At 44.9% G+C, this 21,533-nt stretch carries 17 protein-coding genes and 1 pseudogene; 12 read left to right on the top strand and 6 right to left on the bottom strand.

The annotated features are described in order from the left end of the window. Nucleotides 1-180: 180 nt before the first annotated feature. Nucleotides 181-1,482, bottom strand: coding sequence for a serine hydrolase domain-containing protein (locus NIES593_RS08330; RefSeq protein WP_073599136.1), 1,302 nt, complete (start codon nucleotides 1,480-1,482; stop codon nucleotides 181-183). A 180-nt stretch (nucleotides 1,483-1,662) separates the two neighbouring features. Between NIES593_RS08330 and NIES593_RS08325 the strand changes: the two genes are divergently transcribed. The 7 genes from NIES593_RS08325 to NIES593_RS08300 all read left to right on the top strand — a co-directional run bounded on the left by NIES593_RS08325 (nucleotide 1,663) and on the right by NIES593_RS08300 (nucleotide 6,394). Further along, a complete protein-coding gene (locus tag NIES593_RS08325; RefSeq protein ID WP_073599135.1) occupies nucleotides 1,663-2,871 on the top strand; it encodes a sensor histidine kinase in 1,209 nt (402 codons plus the stop codon). A gap of 126 nt (nucleotides 2,872-2,997) precedes the next feature. Then, on the top strand, nucleotides 2,998-3,684 hold the full coding sequence (locus NIES593_RS08320) for a response regulator transcription factor (protein ID WP_073599134.1): 687 nt from the start codon (nucleotides 2,998-3,000) through the stop codon (nucleotides 3,682-3,684). A gap of 128 nt (nucleotides 3,685-3,812) precedes the next feature. After that, nucleotides 3,813-4,736, top strand: coding sequence for a hypothetical protein (locus tag NIES593_RS08315; protein ID WP_073599133.1), 924 nt, complete (start codon nucleotides 3,813-3,815; stop codon nucleotides 4,734-4,736). Beyond that, nucleotides 4,720-4,965 carry a hypothetical protein gene (locus NIES593_RS23490; RefSeq protein ID WP_139253656.1) on the top strand — a complete coding sequence of 82 codons (246 nt, stop codon included), beginning with the start codon at nucleotides 4,720-4,722 and terminating at the stop codon, nucleotides 4,963-4,965. Before NIES593_RS08315 ends, NIES593_RS23490 begins: the two co-directional genes overlap by 17 nt. A gap of 33 nt (nucleotides 4,966-4,998) precedes the next feature. Next, nucleotides 4,999-5,418, top strand: a complete 420-nt coding sequence (locus NIES593_RS08310) for a strawberry notch-like NTP hydrolase domain-containing protein (protein WP_073599132.1) — start codon at nucleotides 4,999-5,001, stop codon at nucleotides 5,416-5,418. Between the two features lie 6 nt (nucleotides 5,419-5,424). After that, entirely contained in the window at nucleotides 5,425-6,036 is a 612-nt protein-coding gene (locus tag NIES593_RS08305) for a hypothetical protein (protein WP_073599131.1), read from the top strand. Nucleotides 6,037-6,046: 10 nt separating this feature from the next. Further along, a complete protein-coding gene (locus tag NIES593_RS08300) occupies nucleotides 6,047-6,394 on the top strand; it encodes a hypothetical protein (protein ID WP_073599130.1) in 348 nt (115 codons plus the stop codon). Nucleotides 6,395-6,604: 210 nt separating this feature from the next. On the opposite strand, the pseudogene NIES593_RS08295 reads toward NIES593_RS08300, so the two are convergent. Together NIES593_RS08295 and NIES593_RS08290 are read right to left on the bottom strand one after the other, a co-directional pair. After that, nucleotides 6,605-6,880: pseudogene (locus NIES593_RS08295) on the bottom strand (DUF29 domain-containing protein); the annotation flags it as partial. A gap of 168 nt (nucleotides 6,881-7,048) precedes the next feature. After that, nucleotides 7,049-7,294 (bottom strand): hypothetical protein, encoded by a 246-nt coding sequence (locus NIES593_RS08290; RefSeq protein WP_073599129.1) that lies wholly within the window; start codon nucleotides 7,292-7,294, stop codon nucleotides 7,049-7,051. A 297-nt stretch (nucleotides 7,295-7,591) separates the two neighbouring features. Between NIES593_RS08290 and NIES593_RS08285 the strand changes: the two genes are divergently transcribed. Both NIES593_RS08285 and NIES593_RS08275 read left to right on the top strand, forming a co-directional pair. Next, a complete protein-coding gene (locus NIES593_RS08285; RefSeq protein ID WP_073599128.1) occupies nucleotides 7,592-9,319 on the top strand; it encodes a diflavin flavoprotein in 1,728 nt (575 codons plus the stop codon). Between the two features lie 524 nt (nucleotides 9,320-9,843). Beyond that, nucleotides 9,844-11,574 (top strand): diflavin flavoprotein, encoded by a 1,731-nt coding sequence (locus NIES593_RS08275; RefSeq protein WP_073599126.1) that lies wholly within the window; start codon nucleotides 9,844-9,846, stop codon nucleotides 11,572-11,574. 79 nt (nucleotides 11,575-11,653) lie between these two features. On the opposite strand, the gene sds is transcribed toward NIES593_RS08275, so the two are convergent. Then, nucleotides 11,654-12,625, bottom strand: coding sequence for a solanesyl diphosphate synthase (sds, locus tag NIES593_RS08270; RefSeq protein ID WP_073599125.1), 972 nt, complete (start codon nucleotides 12,623-12,625; stop codon nucleotides 11,654-11,656). Between the two features lie 850 nt (nucleotides 12,626-13,475). Beyond that, nucleotides 13,476-15,743, bottom strand: a complete 2,268-nt coding sequence (locus tag NIES593_RS25145; protein ID WP_073599123.1) for a calcium-binding protein — start codon at nucleotides 15,741-15,743, stop codon at nucleotides 13,476-13,478. Between the two features lie 938 nt (nucleotides 15,744-16,681). On the opposite strand from NIES593_RS25145, the gene NIES593_RS08255 reads away from it, so the two are divergent. From NIES593_RS08255 to NIES593_RS08245, 3 genes are all read left to right on the top strand, one after another. Beyond that, nucleotides 16,682-17,686 (top strand): pentapeptide repeat-containing protein, encoded by a 1,005-nt coding sequence (locus NIES593_RS08255; protein ID WP_073599122.1) that lies wholly within the window; start codon nucleotides 16,682-16,684, stop codon nucleotides 17,684-17,686. 175 nt (nucleotides 17,687-17,861) lie between these two features. Then, nucleotides 17,862-18,260, top strand: coding sequence for an adenosylmethionine decarboxylase (gene speD / locus NIES593_RS08250; RefSeq protein WP_073599197.1), 399 nt, complete (start codon nucleotides 17,862-17,864; stop codon nucleotides 18,258-18,260). 181 nt (nucleotides 18,261-18,441) lie between these two features. Beyond that, nucleotides 18,442-20,688, top strand: coding sequence for a PBP1A family penicillin-binding protein (locus tag NIES593_RS08245; RefSeq protein WP_073599121.1), 2,247 nt, complete (start codon nucleotides 18,442-18,444; stop codon nucleotides 20,686-20,688). A gap of 11 nt (nucleotides 20,689-20,699) precedes the next feature. Here NIES593_RS08245 and NIES593_RS08240 read toward each other — a convergent pair whose 3' ends face one another. Further along, the gene (locus NIES593_RS08240; RefSeq protein WP_073599120.1) at nucleotides 20,700-21,413 is read right to left on the bottom strand and encodes an SDR family oxidoreductase; all 714 of its coding nucleotides are present in this window, start codon (nucleotides 21,411-21,413) and stop codon (nucleotides 20,700-20,702) included. Nucleotides 21,414-21,533: the final 120 nt, after the last annotated feature.

Genomic DNA, 21,533 nt, shown 5'->3' with positions numbered 1-21,533 from the left:
AACTTAATTGGATAAAGTCGAGCTAAGGAAAAACCGTATAGAACCCCAGGCTTTTGACGAGAAGTTATCTTGACCAAACTTAGGTTTTGGAGTCAAAAATTAACCTTTTGCAGCCAAGGGCGTAAGTTTCTGTACGATTGCTACTCAAAACCCACTTCCATCAGAGCAATTAATAAAAGGTTATTTTTGACGCGATCGCACATACCCTAACAATTTTCCCGCACCAACGATCGTCAAACCTATTACAATGCTTGGCTCTGGTACTGACTTGGGATTGCCTCTGTGTCCCTCTTCGAGCAAGGTTTCCAGAATAGGAATAGCAGGATTAACGTCGTTTGGTGGCTGGCTGTTTTGCAAGCTTACAACCGTTATATCTCGTTCGGGAAAATAAAACATAAAAGCATTATGTCCTGGTGCATCGCCACCGTGCCCAAATCCTCTTCCCAAACCAGGAATAAGAGGATCGAAATCAACACTATATAGCCCTAATCCATAATCAATGCCATCATCTCCAGTGCTGTTGAAAGTTAGCATTTGGTTGAGGCTATCTTGGGAGAGCAATTCGCCGCCAAACAGTGCCTTAGAAAACTGACTTAGGTCTTGAGTGTTCGATACCATTGCACCAGCCGCCCATGCCCACGACAGATTAACGGCAGAGACATCATCAAGGCTACCATTACCATCGATATCTCTGTAACCGTTGACGAATCCACCAGGAATCTTTTCTTCTTGGGCAAAAAAAGTATTATTTAGCCCTAATGGTGCGATAATGCGATCGCGAATTTCCTCAGCCAGATTCGAGCCTGTGGCTTTTTCGATAACCATTCCCGCTAAGATAAAACCCGTATTAGGGTAAACCCAGCTTGAGGAGCGCGGCTTATCATAAGCGTATTGCACTATCTCTTCTGGCTGCCAATCTCTCAACGGATTGTTGAGGATTTCTTGGTTAATTGGACTGTCATCGTCTAGGAAATTGTAAATGCCGCTAGTTCCATTCAGAATTTGTCGAATTGTCACGTTTTCGCCATCAGAAAGATTAGCAGCAATTTCAGGCAACCATTGACTTAAGGAATCGTCGAGACTGAGTTTTCCTTCTTGAGCCAATTTTAGTAATGCGATCGCAGTGAAGGTTTTAGTAATGCTGCCAATAGGAAAGCGATCGCCTGGAGTAACAGGAGTTCGAGTTGCTAGATTCGAGACACCGCTTGTACCGAACCAGGTTCCTTGAGGAGTGATGATTCCGACGGTTGTACCAGGGGGGATTTTATCGGTGACAGCTTGGTCGAGCGTTATCTGGAATTGACGAGCGAGGTTATCCGATCCAGGGTCGGCGGATAAAATATTAGAAGTGTCAGTTAAATTTGCTGCCGAAACATTTTTAGGCAGACTCAGACTTATTGCTACAGCAGCAGCGATTGTGGCAGTGGTTTGATAAACAAGTTTAAAATTAACTTTGCCTTTACTTTCTTGGTTTAATTTCATAAACACCTCTTTTTTGGGAAATGTTGAGTTAGGAAAGCAATCGCACTTCTCGTACAGTAATCGATCGCATTGGCACAATAAATAGCATCAAGTCATGTCAAATTCATGACTTTAGTCATATCGCTCTAGAAAGAATTTGTCGTAAGATACTTATCTAAAAACTCGATCTCATAGAGAATAATGAATGAGCGCGTTATCGTTTCTTCATCTATCCCTCGAACCTTGCGTCGGGTAGAATGGATGATTTTAGCCGTATATTTTTTACTAATTCCTTGTCTTCTGTTTCTAAATCGTCATGTTGCTTATCCTAAACCGCTAATTCCGTGTTGGTTGGTCTTTTTTTTACTTGCTGGTTGTACTTGGTTGAGTTTCTTCTTTCCTATCAACCGTCCGCTTTGGCAAAGACGATTTTATATTTACTTGGAAATACTTTTATTAACTCCAGCTATTTTGATGGGTTGGGGTCTTCAGTTGTTGCTCTATCTTGTTTTTGCTAAAAGTTGTTTTTTATTGAAGCAAAAGGATGTTATATTAACTGTTATTATTACTGGCATTGTTTGGCATTTTTTTGAGATTTATGACTCTCTTTATAGGGCCCCTCAAACAATAGAGTTTTTACGTTTAAAAGCTACTCAGATTTACGAACCCCAATTAATTATTTCTGGCATTATTATTAATAATGGGGGGATTTATTTGGCAGCAAGTATTTTTGTGATTTTGTTTAGCTATGTCTCGCTTGCAGAACAAAAAAGCCGACAGCAAGCAGAAGCTTTGATGAAAGAAATGGAAACTTTAGCAGCTAAACTAGAAAGAACTCGCATTGCTCGCGACATTCACGATTCTCTCGGACATACGCTTACTGCCCTCAACGTTCAATTAGAATTAGCTCAGAGATTACATTCTCAAGATCCAAGTCGCGTAACTCAAGTGCTTGCTACTGCTAAAAATATTGCCGATCAAGCCTTTCAAGAAGCGCGTCGAGCCGTATATACCATCAGGGAAAAAGATTTTGAACTTAAAGACGCGATCGCAAGTCTAATCAAGCCGTTTCAACAAAATCAATTTATGAAAATAAAAATTAATTGGAATTTACCTCAACTTTCCCTGCAAACTAGCCATCAACTTTACTGTATCGTGCAAGAAGGATTAACGAATATTCAAAGACATAGTAGAGCTTCTAATATCGAGCTTTGCGCTCAACTCACACCAACAGAGATCGTTTTAAAAATTATAGACGATGGGATTGGTTTCGATTTTAAAACCGTGACTTCTGGGTATGGGTTGCGAGGAATGCAAGAGAGAGTTCAAATGCTCGAAGGAGAAATTCAGATTGCTAGTACTCCCGGTTTTGGAACCCAAATCCAAGTGAAAATTCCTTATCAAGAGTAATTCTAGTTGGCTATCCAAAGACATAATGCACGAGTTCGAGACATTGAGATGAATGACTTTTGTCATGGTTTACTTGTTCGGCGATCGCATTAAGATTGAAGACAAGCTAGGTCAAAAAATTCCACTATGATTCGACTTTTGCTAGCAGACGACCAACCTTTATTTCGCCAGGGTTTAGCATCTCTGCTGTCGCTAGAAGAAGATTTAGAGATAGTAGGCGAGGCAAATGACGGAAATGAAGCGATCGCGCTTTGTGAGCAACTACAACCCGACGTAATTCTTATGGACGTGCGGATGCCGATTTGCGATGGGGTACAAGCGACTCGCGATATTCATCAACGCTTCCCTTGGATGAGAATTTTAGTGCTGACGACGTTTGACGAGGATGAATACGTACTGCATTCTTTGCAAGCAGGCGCTTTAGGGTATTTGCTTAAAACTACGCCGTCTCCTGAAGTAGCAACAGCGATTCGCAACCTACATCGAGGATACAGTCAACTCGGCCCGACAATCGCCCCGAAAGTATTTGCCCAGTTAAATCCGATTCCTTCAACGCAGAAAATTTCACCTCAAAATCATTTTAGCGATCGCGAACTCGAAATCTTAACGCTACTCGCTCAAGGAAAAAATAATCAGGAAATAGCCTCTTTACTTCACCTAACCGAAGGAACGGTGAAAAATCATTTAACTAATATTTTCTGTCAATTGGGGGTACGCGATCGCACTCAGGCAGCGCTTTGGGCGCAAAACAATCTCCTTTCTCTTCTCCCAAAAAATATTGTTAAAACCCAATTCATCGACAAATTAATTTAATTAATTCGAGCGGAGCGTACCAGTTATTATAAAATGAAAAGAAATATCCTTATTTTTAAGGAAACGTTTGTTATCTCTGCAAAATAACGTTTCCAAAGCGGCGAGAAAATACCGCACTAATCTAAAGTTTGATTTTCAAAGCCATGAGCGATCGCATCATGCTAATCGATGCCTTCACCCGTTATTTTAATGAAGGCGAAGCATTTTCGACGATTATAGAGGCTAGGATTTATGCTGAGTCTATTTTGGGCGAAAAAGTCAATTCGGGGACATTTCTCGCCAAGCAAATTGAAGAATCTCTTGAAGCAGGCTTAGTTCGAGCGGCGCGTACCATCGTCGATGACTCTCAATCTCCAAAACAAGCATACGCCCGACTGGTCGATCTCTATCAACGCCAACCCACGCTAGGCACTCGCTCCTCGACTAGCGTCCTGCAACAAGCCTATAGCACTCCCATTCCCATTGCCTATTTAGCCGCAATGTTGGCGGAGATTACGCCCCAAAAAACCGTCTACGAACCAACCGCAGGACATGGAGCGCTGCTAATTGCTTCCAATCCCGCTCGTGCAACGGTTAACGAATTAAATCGGGATAGAGCCTCAGACCTGCGATCGCAGGGCTATACCGTCACCGAACAAGATGCTTCGGTTTATCTGCCAGACAGCCAGCACGATGTCGTCATCATGAATCCGCCTTTCGGTGCGATTGGCAATCGACGATTTAACGCCGGACAGTATAGCACGACGCAAATCGACCGCGCGATCGCGCTCCATGCTCTAAAAGCCATGAAATCCGACGGTCGGGCAGTGCTGATTCTAGGAAGCAAGCTGGGCAGCGACGAAGGGCAGCGCTCCAACCGTTACAACACCAAAGAGACGAGAGCTTTTTACTATAGCCTCTACGAGCAATATAACGTTATCGAGCATATTTCTATTTGGGGCAATCTTTATCGCAAGCAAGGAGCAGGATTCCCAATCGATCTAGTTGGGGGCTGTCCTGGAGCGAGCCATTGCCGATGGAAGCTTGGAGACACAAATGGGGCAAAGCCCTAGCAGACAACGAAATCGTCAAGACCAAACTATCTCTTCAAGGGGTCAGCTTTCCCGTCGCGGTGAAGACCGACAGGGAGCAAGTGCAATGACTGCTGGGGCTGTTCGAGGAGATAGAAGGGGAAGTACAACCCCATCTCGAAGAATGGCTCGACGAACTCATTTATACACCGAGGGAGGATTAGAAATGACAGAAACGGCGAAACAAGTTCCCTATATTCCTAAAAGTTAAGCGCGATCGGTTAACACGCTCGTTCCCGTCAATATGCAGGCGACGACAGCAAACGCGCTTGCTAAATTGGAGCGTCGGGTTGGTTCTTTAGATGAATACGTCTGCGATCGCTTGGGATACGGTACGCCACAAGAGTTACACAAATATTTTAGCGCCGAACAAGTCGATGCTTGCGCCCTGGCGATCGCCAATTTAGAAAAACGTTCTGGCTTTATTATTGGCGACCAAACTGGAATTGGCAAAGGTCGCGTCGTTGCCGCGACAATCCGCTACGCCAAACTAACGGGGCGCGTTCCTATCTTTGTCACCAAAGATACGCCTCTCTACGGAGACATGATTCGCGACTTGCGGGACATCAATCTGCGTCGGTTTCGCCCCTTCGTGACGAATTCAACCCTCAGCCTTCCCTTGCCCGATGGCAGAGTCCTGCAAACGTCGCCCCAGTTTCACTAACGAGAAATGGCAGACTTGCAGCGATCGCGAAATTTAGGAGACTACGATGCGATTTTTACCACCTACAGCCAACTTCAGACCGTGCAGGGCAAAGAAACCCAAAGACACGAGTTTTTGAGGGCTTTTGCGCCAAATGCCTTACTCATCCTCGACGAATCCCACGAAGCCGGAGGTTCGATTAGCGTCGATGACGATGGACGAGCCAATAATACCTCAGCCCGCGCCTTATTTGTCAGAGAATTAGTCGAACTAGCCGATGGGGTCTTTTGTTCCAGCGCCACCTATGCCAAGCGTCCTGACGTAATGGATCTCCATGCCAAGACGGATATGCGCCTAGCCGTTAGAAACCTCTCCAGCTTGACCTGGATGGTGCAGAAAGGTGGAATTCCCATGCAGCAGGCTTTGGCAACCATGCTAACCGACGCGGGTCAGTATCTTCGTCGGGAGCGATACAATACAGAGGCTTATAGTTTTTTTAGAAAAGCGCTTGGAATTGATTGGCACTGGATTTTGCTAATCAGTTCCGAGTTTATGTTTACGCTGAGCGATCTCTACGAAGAGCATCTAGATTTTCTCGATTTGGAAACAGAATGCGCCGTCATAGATTTAGCTCATTAGCTTATAATCTATGACTTCGTCGGGACAAGGAAAAGCAGCCGAACGATGGGTAAAGGAATTTGCCACCGCCAGTGGCATTTTAGCCAAAATCGATCGTCCTTTGGAGCAAGTCGTCGCTAAAACTCCCCTCCAGCGTCAGGTAGCCGTTGCCGAAAAAGCTATTCAAGATGGATTTGGCGACCGATTAGATCGAATTCTGGCTTGCGATCCTCATACAAAAAAAATTGCACAACAGCAAGGAGAAGAAAAAGTTCGCTATCATATCGGCATTATCGTTCGAGCAGTGAGTTTAAAAAATAAACCCCTCGAACAACCTCGGGAATCTTTGAAGTCTCTATTTATTAGAGAAATTAGTTGAAAGTATCTAACTTGATGAAGAATCAGAATTTAGCTTTAGCTCTAGCTAACAGCGGGTTTTATGAATTTAAGCGACAAGTAGCTTATAAAGCTAATTGGTACGGCACGATTCATACTATTGTTAATACTTTTTATCCCAGTAACAAGACTTGAGGCGATCGCGGGCGTTAGAAAAACTCCTTCTTTTTAATTGTTCTAATCGGGCAAAAAATTTGGTTTGCTCTCTAATCGTAGAAATCCAGCTATTGGAGCGTTTATCGGGCTGATACTTCCATTTAAGTAAATGCGTCAGCAAAAGAGTCAAACGATTGTATAGCTCTCGTTTCTCGCTCCTTGCCATGCTTTCTATTTCTTCAATTAAGTTGTCTAAATCTAATTGTTCAAACTTCTTCTGCCGTAAGAGTTGAGCCGTGGTTTCTAGCCACATCAAAAAATCTCGATCGTACAAAGATTTAGCGGTTTCATCTGTTGTCTGAGGATGAGTCATCTTTCTCTCCTTTTTCGCTCAAAGCACAACATTGTTGTAGAGAAACGGATCGACTTCTTTTGTCTCTAAAATGCTTCTGGACAACGCTAGCAAATAGACTTTTCAATCAGATGCTTACACCTTAGTCTAGAATGGAAGAATATAAGCAAAGCGATCGCATATCAAATTTTAGTCAATTAGATAGTCAAGCTCGTCGTCGTATATTTCATGGAGCATTTCACAAGCAATGTTCAGTGCGTCGGCTTGACGATCCCAATTAGCTGCCGCTTGGTCTTGCTGTAAGATTTTCGCTAATTCTGCTTGCAGATCGGTATAACCGTAGAGCGTCTCGACGATATCTTCTAGGCTATAGCGTTCCAGCAATTTTAAGAGAGCGGTTTCTAGATTTTTGTCGGCATTGAATGTAGGTAACATCTTTATTTATTCCACAACAGCGAACTTAACATTTTCTATCGTCCGGGTTTTTCTAAAGCTCGCCTGTGAGATAAATAATCGCAGCGCGTGATACTATCCACTCCGAAGTTTGATGTAGCCAACAAAGTCTTGTGAGCGCGATCGCTGTTTTAGAATTTTGATAATAACAAAATTTATCGATTTTTCCTTAAGTAATTCTTAGCTTATGGTCAATTTTAGATAAGTTTCTTAATAAACCGTTACAAAGTGACTATGTCAAAATAAAAACAATATAAAAAAGCGTAAAGGAGAAGGTTGATGGTCGCAACGCCCGTAAAAGCTGAAAAGCGGCTGACGATGCAAACCGCCGAGATTGCGGCAGATACCACAGCCATTCGTTCCCTGGATTGGGATCGCGATCGCTTCGATATCGAATTCGGTTTACAAAACGGTACGACATACAACTCCTATATTATTCGCGGCGAAAAGACCGCCTTAGTCGATACCTCCCACGAAAAATTCCGCCAGCTTTATCTAGACGTACTGAGAGGATTAATCGATCCTAAAGAGATTGATTACCTAGTTATCAGCCACACCGAACCCGATCATAGTGGCTTAGTCAAAGATATCTTGCAACTCGCCCCTCAAGTGACGGTTGTCGGATCGAAAGTGGCCATTCAATTTCTAGAAGATTTCGTTCATCAGCCTTTCCAACGGCAATTGGTAAAAAGCGGCGACACCCTCGACTTAGGAAAAGGTCACGTCCTCGAATTTGTCAGCGCGCCCAACCTGCACTGGCCCGATACCATTTTGACCTACGATCGCGCCACGCAGTTATTATTTACCTGCGATGTCTTTGGAATGCACTATTGTTCCGACAGTCTCTTCGATGAGGACTTAAAAGCAATAGAACCGGATTATCGTTTTTATTATGAATGTCTAATGGCTCCCAATGCCAGATCCGTCCTATCTGCCCTAAAACGGATGGAGTCTTTAGCAGGAGTTACAATGGTAGCCAACGGTCACGGCCCTCTATTGCGCTATAACGTAGACGAGTTAATCAGACGCTATCGCACCTGGAGTGAAGGGCAAAGTAAAGCCGAGAAGACAGTCGCCGTCTTTTATGTCTCCGACTATGGCTATAGCGATCGCATTTCGCAAGCGATTGCCAGGGGGATTACTAAGACGGGTGTCGCCGTAGAAATGGTGGATTTAAAATCTGCCGACCCCCAAGACGTACAAGAATTGGTCGGTCGTTGTGCTGGCATCGTTATCGGCATGCCACCTCTTTCAGGCAGCCATCTAAAAGAAACCGCGACGAGTATCGGCACAATTTTAGCAGCTGCCAAACCCAAGCAATTCATCGGCATGTTTGAATCCTACGGCGGCGATGACGAACCCATCGACCCGCTTTTAACCAAGTTTCGAGAGGCTGGTTTGACAAAAGCCTTTCCCTCAATTCGGATCAAAGATACGCCTAGCGAAGCTATCTATCAATTGTGCGAAGAATCGGGAACCGACTTAGGGCAGGCGCTATCGATCGATCGCAAAGTCAAGCAACTCAAAGCGATCGATAATGAATTAGAGAAAGCAATTGGACGCATTAGCGGCGGACTGTATATCATCACCGCTAAAAAAGGCAACCTTTCCGGGGCGATGTTGGCTTCTTGGGTAGCACAAGCGAGTTTTGAACCCCCAGGATTTACGGTTGCGGTGGCGAAAGATCGCGCGATCGAGTCATTAATGCAAGTTGGGGACAAATTTGTCTTGAACATCCTCGAAGAAGGCAATTACCAAGCGTTGATGAAGCATTTCCTAAAGCGATTTCCGCCAGGCGCCGATCGCTTTGCTGGAGTTAAAACCCAATCTGCTGCCAATGGTTCTCCCATTCTAACCAATGCTTTAGCTTATCTAGAATGTGAAGTCATCAGTCGTATGGAGTGTAGCGATCATTGGATTGTCTACAGCAAAGTAACCAACGGGCGCGTTTCTAATTCCGATGCGCTGACTGCGGTTCACCATCGCAAGGTGGGCAATTACTACTAAAATTAATGTGTATTGAGTAGTTTTTGCCTAAAGCAGAAGATTATAAAAATGTCAGAACACAAGGGAGAATTAGACAAAACTTTGCCTTCAAAGTTATTTTCTCCCTCTGACACTTCCGTTAATATTAGATGCGATCTTTTATGAACTTGCACCAGAATATTTGCAAAATAGTCTTTCAAAAAAAGTAGATTCGGAGAAAATGAAGACAGCTAAAACTTTTCAGAAATCGGATTATCGGAGTTTGATTGTTGAACCGATAGATTGCTTATTATTGTAGGAATGACTACCATTGCTGCGCTATCAGCGTTTAAACAATATCGAAAAGATCGAGCAATTCTTTCAGAGGCTGAAACAAATTTCAATCGAGAATCGAAATTTGAATTTTACAAGACATTTCATCAAGATTTGAGGTTAGAGAAATACGAACAAGCCTTAAATAAATTGTCCAAAAAAAGCTAATCAATATTCATGATTAAAGTCAAAAAATACCTATAAAAACTGACAAATAATACTAATAACTAGATATGAAACCAAGAGATGTTCAAGTATTCCCTATTGCTGCCCAAACAACCGTATTGCGATCGCGCACTTGGGATAGGCTTAAATTTGAAATAGAATACGGTTTACAACGCGGAACGACCGCCAATTCCTATCTCATTCAAGTCGATAAAATTGCCCTATTCGATCCGCCGGGAGAATCTTTTAGAGATATTTTTCTCAAAGCCTTACAGCAACGGATCGATCCGAAAACAATCGATTACGTCATTTTGGGTCATGTCAATCCTAATCGCTGCGTTACCTTAAAAGCCTTATTAGAAATTGCGCCACAAATAACCTTTATTTGTTCTAATCCTGCTGCAATTAATCTTAAAAATATTTTCTCGGAACCCGAATTTAATATCCAACAATACAACGTTAAGGTAGTCAAGGGAGAGGAAATTCTCGATTTAGGACAAGGGCATCAACTGGAATTTATGCCCACTCCCAATCCTCGTTCCCCCGGTCAATTATGTACCTACGACCCCAAAACCCAAGTCCTTTTTACCGATAAACTTTTTGGGGCGCACGTTTGCGGCGATCAGGTACTTGATGAAGGATGGAAGGTCTATGACGAAGACCGACGCTATTACTTTGATTGCTTGATGGCACCCTATGCCAAACACATCGCAACGGCATTAGAAAAACTCAGCGACAAACCTGCTAAAATCTACGCCACGGGTCACGGACCATTGGTGCGCTACGGTTTGACCGAATTGACAGCAGCTTACAAAGAGTGGACGAGTGCCCAAAAATCTCAAGAACTCGCGGTAGCCTTAATTTATGCTTCTGCCTATGGAAATACGGCTACTCTGGGGCAAGCGATCGCGCAAGGCATCATTAAAGCAGGAGTCGGAGTAGAATCGATTAACGCAGAAGTCGCCGAACCCGAAGAAATCAAAGCAGCCATCCAAAAATGCGCCGGATTTATTTTTGGTTCTCCCACTCTAGGCGGTCATGCGCCTACCCAAATCCAAACCGCACTGGGAATTACTTTAGCCAATGCCGATAAAACGAAACTCGCTGGCGTATTTGGGTCTTATGGTTGGAGTGGAGAAGCGATCGATCTATTAGAAAGTAAATTCCGCGATGCGGGCTATCGATTCGGATTTGAAACCATTCGCGTGAAATTTAAACCCACCGATGTCACCCTCAAATTCTGTGAAGAAGCGGGAACGGATTTTGCCCAAGCGGTGAAAAAAGCCGCAAAATCCCGCAAACCCAAACCATCGGTTAGCGAGTCCGAATCGGCAAGAACCGAACAAGCTTTAGGAAGAATTGTCGGTTCTCTGTGCGTGGTGACTTGCCAGCAAGGAGATTTAAGCGGGGCAATGCTAGCTTCTTGGGTATCTCAAGCAACTTTTAATCCACCGGGATTAACCATTGCAGTGGCAAAGGAACGCGCGATCGAATCTTTATTGCATAGCGGTAATCGATTCGTCCTCAATATTTTGCAGGAAGGCAATCATTTGGGGTTGATGAAACACTTTCTCAAACCTTTTACTCCTGGCGAAGATCGCTTTGCCGGATTGCAAATAGAAGCAGCAGACAATGGTTCGCCTATCCTAAAAGATGCTCTTGCCTACCTAGAATGTCGCGTTGAGAACCGAATGGAATGCGGCGATCACTGGGTTGTCTACGCAGTGGCAGAGAAAGGCAAAGTTCTACACCAAGGAGTTACAGCTGTTCACCATCGCAAATCGGGAACTCATTATTAAGATGAGTTGGAGACGCAGCGATCGATCGCCGCCTTAAAACGTCGCAAAACTTCCGCAAGCGAAGATGCGCTTCGATCGCTCAATACAAACGACTCAGAACATAATCTGCCAAGTCTGCTAGTGCTTGCGAAGCTTCAGAGGGTTTGAGACAATCGAGCTGTTGTACGGCAAGCTTAGCATAATCAGCAGCTAACTCTCTCGACCGTTCGATTCCATTGCTTTCTTTGATTAAAGCGAGGGCTTGTTCTATGTCTCCCTCCTGGCTAAATTCTCGTTTGATGAGGACTTCTAAATAAGGTTTGGCTTCCATTGCATACAGCGCTGGCGCCGTCAGGTTTCCGCTAATGAGATCCGAACCGGCGGGTTTTCCCAATATTTCCGTCTCAGTCGTAAAGTCTAAAATGTCATCGACGATTTGAAAAGCCAGACCAATGTAACGACCGTATGAATATAAACGTTCTGCTACCGCTTCTGGAACTTCGCTCAATAATCCCGCCGCCTTGGCGCTGTTGGCCATTAACGAGGCGGTTTTATAATAAGTTTTTTCTAAGTAGGCTTCGATCGATAAACTCGGATTAAACCGATTCATCGCTTGCTGAATCTCTCCTTCTGCGTAGTCTCGAATCACTTCCGACAAAAGTTTCACCACTGCCAAGTTATCCAAATTAGCCAGATACCAAGAAGACTGAGCAAATAAGAAATCTCCGGCGAGGACGGCAACGCGATCGCCAAATAAACTGTTGACCGTGGGAACGTTACGACGGAGTTCTGCTTCATCGATTACGTCGTCATGGACTAGGCTGGCAGTGTGAATCATCTCCGTAATCTCTGCCAACCGTCGATGTCGTAGCGTGATATCTCGATCTAGCATGGTAGCTCGCGCAACCAGCAAGACAATCGCCGGTCTAATTCGCTTTCCCCCAGCTTCAAACAAATGTTCGGCAGCCGCTTCTAAAAGTTCGTGACGAGCACCCACGAGTTTTTTAAGATTTTCTGTTAAAAGGCGCAGATCGTTATCTACGGGAGCAAATAAAGAAGTTGTTGAGATCATTGGTTAGCCAGTTTTGGCGAGATAGTTACGAAAGTTTACATATCCTTGTATTTATTTTAAGCTAAGCTTCCCAGACAAGGAAATTTTGTTTGATTCTCAATTTGTCGCGATCGCGTGCAAGCGTTCTTGGCTGGCTCGATCGCCGCCAAAAAAATTCTTTCAAATTGGGCTTTGTATGTTAGTCTAGTTACTAAGAGATTTCAGAATTTAAAAAACTTATTCGCTCCAAAGCTAGACACAAGATTTGTTGTAAAGCTTTGGAAATGCTTAGATTGGGTAGATGCTTTTCTATCTTTTCTATAGCTATTTTGGTGAGCGAAAAAAGAGTGCTGTGTTGCTCTCATTAGTTATAAAAGGAAGGCAAACATCTCCTATTAAGAGTTTGCCCAATCTTAAACTAGGCACGACAATATACTTCTTGGAAAGGTTAAAGGGAAAAATATCCCTTTCCCTCTTACCCATTTCCCCTTACCCGCTCTAAAGCAAGAAGTCTAATCCAAAACAGTGAGGAGAGACAGACTTTCTTTCCTTATTGTCGAGCAAACGTTTGATAAAGTCAAAAAGCCGCGCCAGGGTTTCTTTGCCTCGACTCTCTAGGGAGTCAAAAAAACTTTTAGTATTTTTTGTCTTTAATTCTGGAAAAATGCCTGCGATCGTCTTGCTTCTCGCCGCCGCTTATTTGTTGACAATTTATATCTTACTCGCGCTGGCAAAGCGAATTAATAAAGTGATGCCCAGCTCCTCGCGAGATATGAGTCATTAGTCATTTGTTGCTAACGACAAATGACCCTAACAATTCGCCATTGCCAATTGGCAATGGCGAATAGGAGTTTGACCAAACCCAACTCGATTAACTCGTAACTGTAATGTCAGTATTGGTTAGAGACGGTAAGCCGTTTAGGGTTGCTATCTGGACTTCGGCAGAAGATCCCGTTCCATCGCTATCAAAAAATAGCGAGCCGTCAGCATTGTTGTAAATAAATCGGTCGTCTGCATCAGTCGCTGCCGTCCCTACAGTAAACTGAGATGCTGCTAGCGTAGCATCAGCCGTCAGTCCGCCACCGAAACCAGCAGCAGAGATGAGAATCGTATCGTCAGCAGTAGAAAAATCGGTAATGCGATCGATCCCTTCCTTGGCAGACTGGAAGACGAAACGATCCGCGCCCGCACCGCCAGTAAGAGTGTCGCTCCCCATGCCGCCGACTAATATGTCATTGTCCGCTCCACCAGAGAGACTGTCGTTATTGGCAGTGCCTTGTAAGGGATCTGAATTGGAAGCGATAGTAGACTCATTACCACCAATCGTCGCGTTACTCCCATCTCCATCAGTAGAGCTAGGCGCAGGCGTTGCACTGGCAGTAGACGCTCCACTACTCGCACCTAGTCCGGCTGCCGGACTATCTGACGGCACTGAATGTACTAATAAACCATTACTTTCTTGCAAAGGTCCTAATTTTGGATCGGCAATGGTAATATTCGCAGTAGCGTTGGTATCGTTGAAATTCTTCGTTTGTTTGGGAGGATATTGAATATTATTGCCATTGTCGGTTAGCGCCCGATTGGTGTGCTGTTGAATCCCCCAGCCCTCCGTACCGTTAGAGGCAGTGTTTTTGTAAAAAATCGTATTTTTGACGCTTACGGGCGAATTGTCTGCCGACACTCCGCCACCTACCCATCCGGCATAATTGTAAGCAATCGTGCTATTGACAATATCTGTCTTGCCATACAACGCCATTGCCCCACCATTACCGCTCTTTTCGAGGGATTCGGCTCGGTTGCCAGAAAAAGTAACGTTATTGATTTGCGTCGGGGAGTTCATCATCCACAATCCCCCCCCTTGACCAGCAGCTTTATTACCAGCAAAACTGCTATCAGTAATTGTCAATCCGCGATTGACCTCATTACTCATCACCACGACACCGCCGCCATTGCCCCCATTTCCCCCATTGGGTAGGGCTAGGACTTGGTTGTTCTCAAAGACGCTTCTGGTGATGCTGACTCGATCTTGTCCGCCTGTATATAAATATGCGGCACCGCCTTCGCCTCTGCCTTGATTATTTTCAAAGGTGCTGTTGCTAATCTCAATCGCACCGCCTGCGCCGTCTCTAGCACTGGCGCGATCGGCAAAAATAGCTCCACCATAGCCTCTCAAAAATGGATTGGGATTGCCTGAATCGTAAGAAGCTGCCGTTGTTTTGTTATTGACAAATTGACTATTTTGAATAGTCATATTACCGTTCAAACTATTAATAGCGCCGCCATTAATGCCTTCATTACCAATAAAGGCACTATCGGTGACGGTCAAGTTATTGGGACCCCAGAAGGCGATTGCTCCCGCGCCCCTTTCATCGTTGCCTGCTGTCGCTTTATTGCCTTCAAATCGACTGCCTTTGACCGTTAGATTGCCTTCATAAGCGATAAAAATCGCTCCTCCTCCAAGGTTGGCATTATTGTTGATGAAGTCAACATTTTCTACGGTTACGCTTCCTTGGTGAGTGGTACTAATTGCTCCACCGCGATCGCTGGTAGATCCATTTGCAAGTGTAAGGTTTTTGATGGTCAAGTCGGTTGGCGTTGCAGCAGTGGAATTGAGATAGAATAGGCGAGTTTGGTTATTCCCACTTATCGTCAAATTAGAGGCGCCTTGCCCATCTATGATTAAGTTTTTGCCTGCGGGTATCGAAAGTTCGCTATTAAGGGTAATTGTTTTATTCGCTAGCTCGGCAGCAAATCTAATCGTATCTCCCGATTTTGCATTTTCGAGTGCTTCTCTTAAAGACCCGGCACCACTATCATTAGTGTTTGTAACGACTAAAGGATTCGCTCCCTTCTCAGTAGAAGCGACAGATATGGGTTGAGTTTCTTGTGGCGATGAATTTTCCCCTGCTGGGGTTTCACTGGTTGCTGGTTTTGGATCGCGAGCAGAGTTATTGGGTTCGGAACTGGAAGTGTTTCCCGAATTGGTGAGAACATCGGAGTTATTTTCTGGCTTTTGTTGAACCTTCGTTCCTGTATCTTTCTCAGATTCAATCCCATCGGAACGACGTTTCAAAAGTATAGTTGTCTCTTGATTGTCTTCTAAGGAAAGCGAGCGTGAGAGGCGATTGTTATTAGACATGATATATCAAATTACAAACAGAACAACAGTAGAAAGATGAAGTCATCTTTCGAGCTTGTCTTAAGTAATGTTCGATTTAATTGTTATCAGTACTTCTCGAAGAATTTCGTTATGTAAGCATAACTGACCGAGAAGTGTAAACTTCTAAAAGCTTACGATATTGAGGTCAAAATGAAAAGCGTTTGCAGCAATACAAAATGAAAATCAAAGTTACGAACGCCAGAGCTTGGAAATTGGAAGGCGATCGCAAGCATTATAATACAAGAGCAGATTTATCAATATAAAATTATTTTGGAAATCTTGACGTTAAATAGCTAAAAAGTTATTTGGGAAAGTCCGGGATCTAATTGCTATATAGAAGACAAAAAATAAGCTTCGCGATCGCTGCTTTAATCGTTAATAATTATTTTAGAGTATCTAGAGTTGCACGGCTTGCGATCGCAACCGTCCAAACTCATCGGCAATCTCAGCCAGCAAAACCTTTCTGTAGCAAGCGTAACCGACAAAATTCCTGCTGTCATTAGAAACTTTACTTTGACTAGAATTTATGTTATAGCAGTATGTAAGCGCTATATAAATGTATGTTACCGAACAACGTCTTCGGAAGATCTGTAGATTATATTGAAAGAGGCGATAAGCAAGATTTTTCTAGTCTGATGCCTAGACCTGGTTGGGGAAAAGTACCAGATTTATAGGTTTAGACACAGCCAGTTTTTGGTTATTTTAACGCCACTCTGTCTCTTTAGCATTAGAAGAAGTAGCAGACAAATTTTTCGGAACAGATTGTTTCTAACTAGAAAGTTAGGACGATCGAAACCGAACCTATTTTTCATTAGGGCAAATAGATTCAACTGTCCTCGCAATTCCATTGAAATTTAACTAGAAAAAAGCAATGGAAAGCCTGGAAGTTCCTATTCCAGAAAACTTAGCAATTTTTTATGAGTACCAAGCAACTGCTAGATGTCAAGCAACTTTTGAGTCAATATCAAAAAGGCGAACGCAATTTTCAAGGCGTACAAATCTGCCAAGCCAACTTAAAAACTGCCCATCTCAATCGCACCAATTTTAGACAGGCAGATTTCCAACAAGGCAATTTAAAAGGCGGACAATTCATTAGCTCGAATTTCAGCAATGCAGATTTACAGCAAGCTAATTTATGCCGAGCTAAACTGATAGAGGCGAATTTGTCAGGAGCAAATTTGACAGAAGCACTCCTGATTCAAGCAGATTTAAGCGGAGCGATATTGAGCGGCACGATTCTAAGAAAAGTCGATTTGAGTAAAGCATGCTTAGTCGGTAGCAGTTTAGTTCAGGCGCAACTGTTTAGGGCAAAGCTGAAATCAACCAATTTCACCGGGGCTAGTCTTACTAGCGCGATGCTGCGTCAGGCAAACCTACGCGAGGCTATTTTAACCCGTGCTATTTTGACTGAAGCCAACCTCAGCGAAGCCAATTTAAGAAAAGCAACGTTGATCCGGGCTTATTTGCATCGAGCCAATCTCAGAGACGCTAATCTAGAGAAAGCCGATTTGAGTTTTGCCGATCTGCGATCGGCTGACTTGAGGGGAGCCAAGCTGCAAGGTGCAAATTTAGAGGGCGCGATTCTAACGGGGGCAAATCTCGCTGAAGCGAATTTGAATCGAGCTTATTTGCAAGGAGCCGACTTAAGCCGTGCCGATCTTCAACAAGCCAATCTAAGCCGTGCCGATCTCAATGGATGTAACTTACTCCATGCCAACCTAGGCAATGCCGATCTCTGTGGCGCAAACTTATCCAATGCGGGTTTGTTATTGACTCATCTAACAGGCGCAAATTTAAGTCGGGCAAATTTGCATCAAGCTAATTTGATTGGCGCTCAACTCTCCGAAGCCAATTTGATGGCGGCTTCTCTAGAAGAAACAATCCTACCCAATGGAAGTCGAAGCGAATTGTGTTGGGATTGATTTTGGGAACAAATTAAATCGATTATTAGTAACTGCAAGTATTGGGGAGATTACCTCAGTAATTTCCCTAATTGTAATTTTTTCAACAAAAATACGGATAGCCATTGAGATTGTAACCTTGCTATGCTATACCTATATATCTTGGAAGGTTTTAGCAGGAGTAAACATAGAAAGAATGAAAAAATTGGGAACCCATCTGATTCTGGAAGCTTGGCAAGCACCAGCGGACCTTCTCAACGATGCCGAACGAATTCGTCAAGCTCTGATGGACGGGATTGCCGCAGGAGAAGCAACATTGATCGATATGTGCGTGCATCAGTTTAGTCCTCATGGTGTCACGGCAACTGCAACGCTTGCAGAATCGCACATTGCTATCCATACCTGGCCAGAGCACGGCTACTTCGCAGCGGATTTCTTTTTCTGCGGACGAGGTAAGCCGATAGAAGCAATGAAAATTTTGCAAACAGCGCTTCAAGCTAAGCAAATTAAGGTTCAAGAAATTGAACGAGGGTTTCCTATTTCGCCTAGTAGGATGCAACACTCAGAAGAAGTAGTTCTTCAAGGTGTTGCCTAATTTGTAGATAGCCAGAGGAGTTATCTCTGCTTGCTGTTAATTAAAAAAAATCTAGCCCGCCCGAAATCCTTATTGCTAGAGGGGCGGGTTTGTTATTTGTCAATTATTTATGGAACCCCTTCAAGGATTTGATGGTTAGTTTAATGTAGAGATGTAAGTGTGCCAGTCCGAGCGATCGCCGATGACCAAGAATCCGCCGCCACAGTCACCAACCCAACTGAGTCGAATGTTGACTCAGGCAGTACAAAAAATCCAGGCAAGAGTAAGAACGGGCGTTCTCAAAAAAGGAGCCAAAGTACCGGAATTGTGGATTTGGGATGAGAATACAGATAAACCCGAAAGATTCCCGTTAGTGGGCGATCGCTATACCTTGGGACGAAGTTCGAGAGCTAGCGATATCGTAGTGCGCAACCCAATTGTCAGCCACGTTCATTGCTCGCTGCATCGCGATCGCAAAAATCCCCGCTCTTTTATCCTTAAAGACGAGCAGTCTACCAACGGCATCTATCTCGGCAGGCGCAAACTGCGATCGCACTCTCTTTATCACGGCGATACGATTAGTCTCGGTCCGCCAGAACTCGCCGCCGCCGTTCAAATTAAATACTACAATCCGCCGCCAATTTGGGTGAAAGGATTTCGCTACTTTCTTTACGGAACTGGGGGAATTTGCGCGATATTAGCCCTATGGATCGGATATGAGTGGACAAAAATTCCCGTCCGTCCCCTGCCATTGGGAATAACGGGTCCGGTGGTCATCTATGCCGGAGACGAACAAACGCCCCTAAGTCCCGTTCAAAAGGATACTCACCGGGAACTGGAAAATTTATCTGACTTTTCGCCCTATTTGCCCAAGGCAGTCATTGCCTCAGAAGACAGCCGCTACTACTGGCACATTGGCATCGACCCCTACGGAATTTTGCGAGCAGCGATCGTTAATTTGCGCGGACAGGGAATTCGTCAAGGGGCTAGTACGCTCACGCAACAATTGGCGCGAAGCCTATTTTCCGAGGTTGGGCGGGAGAATACAGCGGGACGGAAGTTGCGAGAGATGGTAGTTGCCTTGAAACTGGAAGCTGTTTACAGCAAAGACGAGTTGTTGAAAACCTATCTCAATCGAGTTTATCTTGGGGCGGGAAGCTATGGATTTGAAGATGCGGCGCGGTTTTACTTTGAGAAATCTGCCAAAGATTTGACCCTGGCGGAAGCGGCAGCCTTGGTAGCGATGTTACCTGCCCCGAATAGTTACAATCCGGTGCAGAATTACGACACGGCTTTACAACTGCGCAACCGAGTGATTAGCCGCATGGCAAGCTTGGGAATGGTGAGTGCAGAGGAGGCGGATAGAGCAAGGCGATCGCGCATCGAAGTCAGTCCTAAAGCGACAGAAGCGCTCTCCAGTATCATTGCTCCCTATTACTACAGCTACGTCTTTGAAGAACTTCGTATGCTGCTGGGAGAAGAATTAGCCAAAGAAGGGAATTTTATTGTCGAAACCGCCCTGGATTTAGACATGCAAGCGGATGCTGAAAAAGCCTTGCGCAATGCCGTAAACGCGAATGGGGCAAGATTGAATTATTCTCAAGGCGCGATCGTTACCATCGATACCCGTACCGGAGCCGTTCTCGCCCTCGCAGGCGGCGTAAATTACAAGGAAAGCCAGTTCAATCGAGCGACTCAGGCACAGCGGCAACCCGGCTCGACCTTTAAAGTATTTGCCTATGCAGCCGCCCTAGAACAAGGCATCTTTCCCCAGAAAACCTACTCGTGCGATGCCGTCAGTTGGCAAGGACAACGGTTTAAGCCCTGCGAACGCAGTAGCGGCGATATCGACATGTATCGCGCCCTAGCACAGTCAGAAAATGCCGTTGCCCTACGAGTGGCTAGGGAGGTCGGTTTGGATCGGGTAGCAGAGATGGCGCGTCGCCTGGGCATTAAGTCCAAACTCAATCCAGTGCCGGGGTTGGTCTTGGGGCAGAGCGAAGTCAACGTTTTAGAAATGACTGGCGCTTACGCCACCTTTGCCAATCGAGGAGTCTGGAATCGTCCCCATGCCATCAAACGAATTCTCGATGGAAGCGATTGCGAGGATGCCGACGATCTCGATACTTGCCGCGAGATTTATTCTTTTGAGAAGGATAATACCGCCAGCAGGCAAGCGATCGCGCCTACTGTCGCCGATAGGATGACCGATCTCTTACGAGGAGTCGTTCGAGGTGGAACGGGTAAAGCAGCCCACATTGGATTGGGGGAAGTTGGGAAAACAGGCACGACGAACGATTCCGTCGATCTCTGGTTTATCGGTTACATTCCCAGGCGCGATCTGGTGACAGGAGTTTGGCTGGGCAATGACGATAATTCTCCGACGCGGGGCGGTAGCGCTCAAGCTGCTGCCGTGTGGGGCGACTATATGCGAGAGGTGGCGCAGTAAATAATGCCCGATTAAATTGCGGCGGAATAGGCTTCGTCAACCTTAAGAGTTGTGCCAGTGACGAACTTGGCATCATCAGAAAGCAGAAAAGCCACCGTTTTGGCAAACTCGGCATAGGTAGCTGGGCGACCAAACATGAGATCGGTCGGAACATTCCATCCTTCCAACTCTTCCATCGAATCGGCTACGAAAAAAGGCGCTACAGAAATCATGCGAATTTTGTCGGATTTATAGCGCTTGGCATAGAGTTTGGTAAATCCTTCCATGGCAGCGCGGAGAGTTCCGCTAAAAGGGGTTCCCAGTGCTGGTTCGTGGGAGTCAGAAGCTGAAATATTGACGATCGCGCCGCCTCCTGCCTGTCGCATGGGTTCTGTTACCAGCCTTGCTATGCGAACGACGCTCAGAAATAGCATTTCAAAATTTTCCTGCCACATTTCATCGGAAATCGAGAGTAAATCCGGTCGCGGCGGATCGCCAAAACTATTAATCGCGGCATCAATGCGACCAAATCGAGCCAGCGTTGTCTCAACTAATCGTTGCAAATCTTGAGGGTTGGCGATCGAGCCTTGAGTGGCGATGCCGCCCAACTCATTGGCTAGATTTAAAATATCGGGCGATCGCGCCATGAGCGAAACGGCGTAGCCCCGCGCTGCTAATTCTCGCGCACAACCCGCTCCAATTCCGCGACTTGCCGCCGTAACGATCGCAACTTTTTTTGTCCTCATAGCCGCTTTCCTGAGTTGATAAAGTTTTTTTCCAATATCGTTCTCATTGCAGTAGTAGCAGTAGTAAAAGTATAGGCTAATCTGCCAATATGCTGAAGTTCCTAGAACCCTGAAATTAGC

Origin of the sequence: Hydrococcus rivularis NIES-593 (assembly GCF_001904635.1) — a bacterium.
Lineage (GTDB): Bacteria > Cyanobacteriota > Cyanobacteriia > Cyanobacteriales > Microcystaceae > Hydrococcus > Hydrococcus rivularis.
This window is presented reverse-complemented; position numbering and strand designations above follow the sequence as displayed.

Bases quoted from the DNA above. Each gene is read 5' to 3' on its own strand.
- NIES593_RS08330 (WP_073599136.1), bottom strand. From the start codon at position 1,482: ATGAAATTAAACCAAGAAAGTAAAGGCAAAGTTAATTTTAAACTTGTT.
- NIES593_RS08325 (WP_073599135.1), top strand. From the start codon at position 1,663: ATGAATGAGCGCGTTATCGTTTCTTCATCTATCCCTCGAACCTTGCGT.
- NIES593_RS08320 (WP_073599134.1), top strand. From the start codon at position 2,998: ATGATTCGACTTTTGCTAGCAGACGACCAACCTTTATTTCGCCAGGGT.
- NIES593_RS23490 (WP_139253656.1), top strand. From the start codon at position 4,720: ATGGGGCAAAGCCCTAGCAGACAACGAAATCGTCAAGACCAAACTATC.
- NIES593_RS08310 (WP_073599132.1), top strand. From the start codon at position 4,999: ATGCAGGCGACGACAGCAAACGCGCTTGCTAAATTGGAGCGTCGGGTT.
- NIES593_RS08305 (WP_073599131.1), top strand. From the start codon at position 5,425: ATGGCAGACTTGCAGCGATCGCGAAATTTAGGAGACTACGATGCGATT.
- NIES593_RS08300 (WP_073599130.1), top strand. From the start codon at position 6,047: ATGACTTCGTCGGGACAAGGAAAAGCAGCCGAACGATGGGTAAAGGAA.
- NIES593_RS08290 (WP_073599129.1), bottom strand. From the start codon at position 7,294: ATGTTACCTACATTCAATGCCGACAAAAATCTAGAAACCGCTCTCTTA.
- NIES593_RS08285 (WP_073599128.1), top strand. From the start codon at position 7,592: ATGGTCGCAACGCCCGTAAAAGCTGAAAAGCGGCTGACGATGCAAACC.
- NIES593_RS08275 (WP_073599126.1), top strand. From the start codon at position 9,844: ATGAAACCAAGAGATGTTCAAGTATTCCCTATTGCTGCCCAAACAACC.
- sds (WP_073599125.1), bottom strand. From the start codon at position 12,625: ATGATCTCAACAACTTCTTTATTTGCTCCCGTAGATAACGATCTGCGC.
- NIES593_RS25145 (WP_073599123.1), bottom strand. From the start codon at position 15,743: ATGTCTAATAACAATCGCCTCTCACGCTCGCTTTCCTTAGAAGACAAT.
- NIES593_RS08255 (WP_073599122.1), top strand. From the start codon at position 16,682: ATGAGTACCAAGCAACTGCTAGATGTCAAGCAACTTTTGAGTCAATAT.
- speD (WP_073599197.1), top strand. From the start codon at position 17,862: ATGAAAAAATTGGGAACCCATCTGATTCTGGAAGCTTGGCAAGCACCA.
- NIES593_RS08245 (WP_073599121.1), top strand. From the start codon at position 18,442: ATGACCAAGAATCCGCCGCCACAGTCACCAACCCAACTGAGTCGAATG.
- NIES593_RS08240 (WP_073599120.1), bottom strand. From the start codon at position 21,413: ATGAGGACAAAAAAAGTTGCGATCGTTACGGCGGCAAGTCGCGGAATT.